The sequence below is a fragment of the Thalassotalea sp. PLHSN55 genome (assembly GCF_052030545.1).
Lineage (GTDB): Bacteria > Pseudomonadota > Gammaproteobacteria > Enterobacterales > Alteromonadaceae > CANMXU01.
In genome coordinates this window covers 1-7,644 of record NZ_JBPDIH010000019.1, presented here as the reverse complement: position 1 = coordinate 7,644, position 7,644 = coordinate 1, and the positions used below count along the sequence as shown (strand labels likewise).

Here is a 7,644-nt window from a genome sequence, read left to right as displayed (position 1 = left end):
GAGGTGGATTCGAACCACCGAAGGCGGAGCCGTCAGATTTACAGTCTGATCCCTTTGGCCACTCGGGAACCCCTCCAAATTTATTTTCACTTACAAAAACTCTTGTTTAAGTAAGTATTAATGGTGCCGACTGCCGGAGTCGAACTGGCGACCTACTGATTACAAGTCAGTTGCTCTACCAACTGAGCTAAGTCGGCACTACATTAAGTGGAGCGAATTCTAGTGTAATGTTTTCTCGCTTGCAATAGAAATAATAAAAAAAAGTGATGTTTTTAACCGTTTGACGTTTTTTTAAACGAGTTAGTTAAGTTTTTATAAAAGAATTAGATATATTGCGCCAAACCAGTGAAAACTAATGTAGGAATATTTAGCGAAGGTCGTGTCATTAACTTGCTAAGTTTTTCACCGTTACCACCAGTAACGACAATATTATCGATATCAATATTATGCTGCTGGGCAAAAATATACGCTTGTTCAATCATACCCAGAGTTGAAGCCCAAATAGCACCATTGACGCAATCGGATGTCGTTGAGCCAAGTGCTATGTTATTAATGTGTTGCGGGTTTACTTTCACCTGATCAGTATTTAGTTTTAAACTATCAACCATCATCTCTATTCCCGGCAATATCCAGCCACCTAAATGCTTTCCTTTTGCACTAACTAAATCAACGGTAGTTGCAGTTCCGGCATCAACAACGATAATATTTTGCTGAGTGTATAATGTAGCAACGGCTAAAATCGCTAACCAGCGATCAACCCCTAATTGCTGCGGATTTTGGTAGGCAATGGATACGCCATTTTTTTCGGCTTCGGTGATCACCCGCTGAAAAGGTTTATTGATGGCACTGCACCACTGGTTAATTAATTCTGCGGCCTCACCTATTTTTACGCTCGCGACAATAATTTTATCTGCATCGTGCCAGTGATTGTCGCACCATTTAGTGGTTAGTTCGCTATTGTTAATGCTTTTTAATTCACTAAATTGTCCATGATTTACAGTGATGTATTTGCAACGGGTGTTGCCAATATCGATAAGAATGATCATGTATCACCCCGTAGGCTTAATTCGCCACCATACATAGGTTTAACTTCACCACCAATATCGAGTAATAGCGCCCCTTGATGATCAATGCCTCGACAAATACCACGAACAATTCTTTCACCTGATATCAATTTAACGGGCTTATCAAAGTAATAATCGAGTTGCTGCCATTCTGCGACTATATTTGTTTGTGCATCACCTTGGTGTTGTTTAACACGGCAAGTTAAACTTTTGATTAACTCCACCACCAGTTTGTTTCGATTAATATCTTTATTGGTGTGCTGGCTAATATCAGTCCAAGGTTGATCTACTTGTTTAGCGCTATCTGTTGGCATTTTTAAGTTTAAGCCAATACCAATAACACAATGACAAGGGTCAAGTGCTTGGCCATCAAGGTCAATCAAAATACCCGCTAACTTAACCCCATCTAAATAAATATCGTTTGGCCACTTCAATTGAACATCAATATCAAAAGCTGCTTTTACAGCATCACTCACCGCTAATGCGGCAACAATATTTAAGCCCATCGCTGCCGACATGCCTTGCTCTAAACACCAATACATAGATAAATAGATATGTGAGCCAAACGGCGAAATCCATTGCCGACCTCTGCGGCCACGCCCGGCACTTTGGTATTCAGCAACACATACTTGACCTTGTTCTACCTGATTAGGTAATCGGCGCATCAGTGAATCGTTGGTGGAATCAATGATATTATGCACTTCAATCTTGTTGGTTAAATCACATTTGATTAACTCAGCAGAAATTTTGTCAGCGTTTAATAGCTCTAGTGGTTGGGCTAACTTATAGCCTTTACCGGTGACACGAAAAACATCAAGCCCCATTTCTGATACGGCTTTAATATGCTTTGAAATAGCCGCTCGTGAAATCCCTAAAACATCACCTAACTGCTGCCCAGAAACAAACTCTCCGGTCGCCAATTGTTTAATAAGCTCTTCTTTTACTGTTTTTTCCATCAAGGGTTTCTCATTAGCATGTCGTTAATTATAGTTCTTTAAGCAATCAGTGTTTTAAATGCGGTTTCACCTGTGCGAGTAATAAGACGAACCTCAGGCTCTAACTCAACATTAAATTTTTGCGCAACTTTCACACAAACAAATTTGGCTAACTCAACAATATCTTGCCCTGATTCACTACCATAGTTAACCAATACCAAAGCTTGTTTAGCATGCACGCCAACATTACCCGTTCTATAACCTTTTAAGCCTGCTTGATCAATTAACCAACCGGCTGCTAACTTCACTTCACCATTAGTTTGTACATAGTGAGGCATATCGCCAAAGCTTAATTGCAGTTGTTTAAATTTTTCAGCGCTAACTACCGGGTTTTTAAAAAAACTGCCGGCATTGCCAAGCGATTTCGGATCAGGCAACTTTTGCTGGCGAATTTCAATCACTTTCGCCATCACCTCTTTACAGGTAACCGTGGCAGGTAGGCTATCTAAGCCGGCGTAATTTAATACCGGTTGCCAAAGTGTCGGAAGTTCAAAAGTGACATGGGTGATCAAGCCCTTATTTTTAAGACTTGATTTAAAGATGCTATCTCGATAACTGAACTGACATTGCTCAGCTGTTAAGGTTTTTAAGGTTTGACTGGCAAAGTCATACCAACTGACCTCAGTACAAAACATCGCGATATCGACGCCGTAAGCACCAATATTTTGCACCGGTGCTGCGCCAACACTGCCAGGAATTAACGCTAAATTCTCTAAACCGCCAATACCCTGTTCCACACAAGAAACAACTAACTGATGCCAATTTTCAGAAGCGGCAACTTTGATGCGATAACACTGCTCAAGCGATTCAATTTCAATGCCGGTAAAATTGGGTTTGATGATCTCCGGTGCTTGTTGGTCAGCAAATAAGGTATTGCTGCCGTCTCCTAAAATATAGAAAGGTTTATCTAATAGGCTGACAAGCTGGTTTAACTCATCAATATTACTGGGTTGATGAATTTTCGGCGTGTAGGCATTAACAGCAAAACTGTTATGACGTTTTAATGAAACTAAAGGCAACAGAACAAGGCTTATGGCAAATATAGATAGACTGTAGTGTAACGAATATCGCTAAGCCCTTGTAGTATATTTTATCCGGCTTTACGTTTCGGCCACTTAATGATATTGGTGACGGAATGATAATATTTTTCACTGTATCGAGAATGGTCAACTTGTTTGCTACGGTTGATAATTAATCCCGACGTATTGATGTTAGCTTGTTTTAACATACGCAAGCCACTGTATATTTGATCTCGTGGAGTTTTTTCACCATTGGCAACATAAAGCACGGTATCGGCTAATCGACCAATGATGATAGGGTCGCTTACCGCAATAACCGGTGGTGTTTCAATGATGATGCGATCATAAAATTGCCCGAACTGCTCAAGCAAAATGGAAAAACGTTTTTTAGTGAGGAAGTTAATCGGATTACTCGGCGTAATACCCGAGGTTATGATATCAATTAAGCGGTCATGCTTGCGGATAATACACTGTTCAAAATCATGGGTTTTGGCTAATAAATTTGACAAACCCGGGCGGTAAGGCGAAAGGTTTATTCGATTAGCCAAAGTAGGATGGCGTAAATCCCCTTCAATTAGCAGTACTTTTTCTAATTCACCAAAAGATTTTGCTAATTGATAAGCAACCGTTGATTTTCCTTCACTCGGTAATGACGAGGTAATGGCGATGACTTTGGGTAATTTTTTCTCGCCATTAAAAAGTAAGCTGGTTCTCAGTCGCCTGATCTCTTCAACAAAACGATTATCGCCGTATCGATTAACATCGTTTGCCACTTTGCTACCCTGTTTAAATTCAGGTAACACAGCTAATACAGGGGCTTCGCTAAAATTTTCTAATTTACGATGAGAATTTAGGCTATTTTTTGGTAATTCTCTGATCAATACATATAGCGAAGCCAGCATAGCTGCCAACAAAAACGCCAGTATAACAATTAATTTTTTCTTCGGCGCAACGGCCGACGTTGGCGTAACCGCTTTATCGATAAAGCGCACGTAGAAGTCTGATTTGTAGTTATCCATAGCATCAGCTTCTTTTAGCTTGACCAAATAGCTGTTATATAGTTCTTTATTGGTCAGTACTTCACGCTGTAATTGCGAAAACTTATTCTGCAACCGTGTTAAACGAACAAAGTCTTTTTTAGCGGCATCAACCCGTGCTTGTATCGCTTTTATTTTTTGACCTGCATTTAAATACTCTTTTTCAATGCCATCAACGACCTTGCCAATTTGCACGGCAATGGCCTCGTTTATTGCTTCAACCTCTGATGCTGCCGCCATGCGTTTAGGGTGTTTCCTACCGTAGCGTTGACTCACTTCATAAAGCTTACGGGTTATTTTTTCTTGGCTAGCTAATAACGGCAGTAAAGTAACATGGTGAGCAATTTCACTTAAATTGAGCAAACGCTGTTGGTTTTCACGAAACTGCTGAATGTACTGATAACTGACATGGCGATCATCTTGTGTTTTGATCGCAGCGGTTAATGACGATTTTAATGTTTTCAGCTCTGTGGCAACTAAACCCACAATGCCATCAATATCAACAATGCCCTGCTGTTCTCTATACTGCTGCAGTTTTTGTTCCGAATTTTCTAGTTTAACGACTAATTCTTCAAGTTGTTCAATCAACCACTTGGAAGTATTTTCTTGTGCGGCATTTTGTATTTCATCTTTGTAATCGAGATAAACTTGGCCGATATAATTGGCAATATTTTTAGCAAGTTCGGGGTTATATGCAGTAAAAGAAATTTTTACCAGTTCGGTACCGCTGACAGGGCTTACAGTTAAGCGCTGTGCAAAAATAGCTACCGCTTGATTTAAGCTAAGCTCAGTTTTTTGTTTAACAGAACCTTTTAAATACTTCGCTATACGAGGTCTGTATTTATTTGCGGAAAAGTCATCTGAGCGAGTTAAGTCAAATTTGCTGATCACCCGCTCAGCAAATTTTCTAGAGCGCAATAATTCATACTGGGTTTGAATTTGCTCTTTACTGGCAGCGCTTTGAGAAAAAGCTTCTTCAATGGAAAGGCTGTTGCTGATTTTGTTACTACCAATTTGTAAAATAGCGGTGGCTTGATAAGAAGGTTTTAATAGTGAAACGTAACCATAAACACACGCAGCAACAAACACAGCTATGAGTATAATTTTCCAAGCACGCTGCCACAACGGCAAGATGATTTCTTTTAAATCAATCTCGTCGTCGCTATTGTTCGTTTGCGTGTTTGGCTGCTCGTTCAAAAGAAACTCTGCTCTATTCTAACAATATCATCAGCAAAAACCTTTGTGCTGATATCAGCTTGAAGCACCACAGTTTTACCTTCAACTTTGCGTGTGATTAACCAGTTTGAACGCGATGCTCGAGGGGCTAAACCTCCTGCTATAGCAATCGCCTTACCTATATCAAGATCTTCTTGGTAAGCATAGCCACCTGGGCGTTTGATTTGACCATGAATAAAAAAAGGTCGATATGAAAGCACGTTGACAAATACTTGCGGGTTAATCAAATAATCCCCCTCTAAACCGTCATGAATTTGTTGAGCAAGCCGCTTAGGGGTGAGTCCGATAACATTTATTGCAGGTAAAAAGGGGATCGAAACAACGCCTGATTTATCTATTTTTATTTTCTTAGATAAATCAGGTTCGTTATATACAGTGATTTCAATTTCATCACCGACACCGAGAGTATAGTCAGCGCCGTAACAAGTTACAGCATTAACTAGCAGCATTACTGCAAAAGCAAGCTTTATCATATACGACTTAAATGAGTACCTTTACCTGTATCGTTAACTCATTCCGTTGATAATCTAGTCCTTGCAAACTGGATGTTAAATCATTAAACAAATATTTCGCTTTAAAGCTAAGGGTTTCAGAAAAATGATAACCGCTCGCTAAAATAAACTTACCAAAATCATCACTTCGACGATAACTTGGCCCTCGGATCTCTTTACGATTTAAACCCAAGGTAGTTGCTAATGACCACCGCGAATTGACGTCATATTCGAGATGAGCATTAATATGATCAACCACTAAATATTGATCGCTGCCTTGATAAGACGCTTCATAAGCACTTTGAGAATCTAGTTTAATCGAGAAAAAATCATAGGGTCTCCAGTTAAAGAGTATCCGCCAACTAAAATCTTCACTACTATTTAAGAGTTTATTATCAAAATGTATCTGCTGTTGGCCAATAAGCGCTTCAAAAATACTGGCTTCACTAGCTTGCCATTTGCTGCCAATAAGCAGTTGATAATGTTCGCCATTTAACATTTCATTATTTTCATAATCGTCAGCTTGGTAGCTAAGTTCAGCACTAGCATACAAATGGTTACCTACAAAAAAATCGAACTTACCACTAAGGTGATTTGAAGCGAGATCATAGATATCAGTAAACTGGCGGCGAGTGGTATATTCTTGATAAGACTGTCCGACAAATAAGTTGATGCGGGCAATTGAGTGATCTTGACCAAAGCGGTAATTAATAAGGTAGTTTGACCTTAAACGCTCATTACCTGAATCGAGCATCTCACCTAAGCCTAAACTTGTGCCTGTTCCACGATATTCGTATTGCTCGCCATAGTTTAACTTCAATGAAAGTTTTTGCTGATAGGTAAAGTAATGCGCTACTTCACCTGCAAGGCTATAGCTGGTGTTGTCATCTTCTTCAAATTCTGAAAATCTACTGACATTAGCCTTACCTTCAATAGTAACTAAGGTTTTGTCCCAAGTCGATTTGAAGCCAATTTCAGGCTTTATTGAAATAACTTGAGTATTTTCTTTATTCTCACCAGAAAATAAAAAGTTATCGATATAACCCAGTCCTAGGACGATATCGCTAGATAATTGCGAAGAATAACTTGGATAATCTGCTTCAAACGCAAGCGCTTGGTTTGAGCTAATAGAATATGAAAATAAGATTATAATTAATCTTATAAGTGAAATATGAAAATGCATAATTTTTTTTATTATTTTAATGACGCTATTTCAACGTATATTGACTTAAAAAACAACAAGATTTTACAAAAAATTTACATTGTTCAGTAAATCTTAATTATCGAGCATCAATTCTTTTAAAACCTTATAAAATATAGGGAAAAGATATATTCGGGCAGTCTTTGACAAAACTAACACGTTTATTGGCCGGTAACTTAGTTTAGGAACCTACATAAACAAGCGTCAGATAATGATCTAAACTGAAATGATATTTCAAAAATTAGAATTATAAAAAGCAAAAAGCCCGACTCTTTCGAATTGGGCTTGATGTACATCGAAGTACAAATGTCGATGATATTATGGATGAATGTCTTCATCGAGCGACTAATTAGAAGTCTAGCATGGCCCGCGTATTCGCAGAGCTCATACGGAAAAATTGGGTCAAAGCGAAACTATTCGCTTTGCCTATTAACCACTTTCCCCTACTCTCACATGGGCTTGTCAAAATATTAGTCGCACTACCATCGGCGCTACTGTGATTAAATTCAATTAAATAAATTTTTTCACAGACAGCAAAAAGCCCGACTCTTTCGAATCGGGCTTCTTTAATTAGAAGTCTAGCAATGTCCTACTCTCACAT

6 protein-coding genes and 1 tRNA gene are annotated in these 7,644 nt (G+C 38.9%); all 7 read right to left on the bottom strand.

Going from position 1 to position 7,644, the window contains the following annotated elements:
• Positions 1-121: 121 nt before the first annotated feature.
• The 7 genes from ACRRSQ_RS20415 to ACRRSQ_RS20385 all read right to left on the bottom strand — a co-directional run bounded on the left by ACRRSQ_RS20415 (position 122) and on the right by ACRRSQ_RS20385 (position 7,025).
• A tRNA-Thr gene (locus ACRRSQ_RS20415) sits at positions 122-197 on the bottom strand.
• A gap of 126 nt (positions 198-323) precedes the next feature.
• Positions 324-1,046 (bottom strand): type III pantothenate kinase, encoded by a 723-nt coding sequence (locus tag ACRRSQ_RS20410; RefSeq protein ID WP_440877624.1) that lies wholly within the window; start codon positions 1,044-1,046, stop codon positions 324-326.
• A complete protein-coding gene (birA, locus tag ACRRSQ_RS20405; protein WP_440877623.1) occupies positions 1,043-2,020 on the bottom strand; it encodes a bifunctional biotin--[acetyl-CoA-carboxylase] ligase/biotin operon repressor BirA in 978 nt (325 codons plus the stop codon). Before birA ends, ACRRSQ_RS20410 begins: the two co-directional genes overlap by 4 nt.
• 38 nt (positions 2,021-2,058) lie before the next feature.
• On the bottom strand, positions 2,059-3,078 hold the full coding sequence (gene murB, locus ACRRSQ_RS20400; RefSeq protein WP_440877622.1) for a UDP-N-acetylmuramate dehydrogenase: 1,020 nt from the start codon (positions 3,076-3,078) through the stop codon (positions 2,059-2,061).
• Between the two features lie 71 nt (positions 3,079-3,149).
• Positions 3,150-5,312: a GumC family protein gene (locus ACRRSQ_RS20395; protein WP_440877621.1), complete on the bottom strand. Its 2,163-nt coding sequence runs from the start codon at positions 5,310-5,312 to the stop codon at positions 3,150-3,152.
• Positions 5,309-5,824, bottom strand: coding sequence for a polysaccharide biosynthesis/export family protein (locus tag ACRRSQ_RS20390; protein ID WP_440877620.1), 516 nt, complete (start codon positions 5,822-5,824; stop codon positions 5,309-5,311). The genes ACRRSQ_RS20395 and ACRRSQ_RS20390 overlap by 4 nt, the downstream gene beginning before the upstream one ends.
• Positions 5,825-5,831: 7 nt before the next feature.
• Positions 5,832-7,025 (bottom strand): outer membrane beta-barrel protein, encoded by a 1,194-nt coding sequence (locus tag ACRRSQ_RS20385; RefSeq protein WP_440877619.1) that lies wholly within the window; start codon positions 7,023-7,025, stop codon positions 5,832-5,834.
• Positions 7,026-7,644 lie beyond the last annotated feature (619 nt).

Excerpts from the sequence above, each read along its gene's own strand:
- ACRRSQ_RS20410 (WP_440877624.1), bottom strand. The coding sequence starts at position 1,046 with ATGATCATTCTTATCGATATTGGCAACACCCGTTGCAAATACATCACT.
- birA (WP_440877623.1), bottom strand. The coding sequence starts at position 2,020 with ATGGAAAAAACAGTAAAAGAAGAGCTTATTAAACAATTGGCGACCGGA.
- ACRRSQ_RS20390 (WP_440877620.1), bottom strand. The coding sequence starts at position 5,824 with ATGATAAAGCTTGCTTTTGCAGTAATGCTGCTAGTTAATGCTGTAACT.
- ACRRSQ_RS20385 (WP_440877619.1), bottom strand. The coding sequence starts at position 7,025 with ATGCATTTTCATATTTCACTTATAAGATTAATTATAATCTTATTTTCA.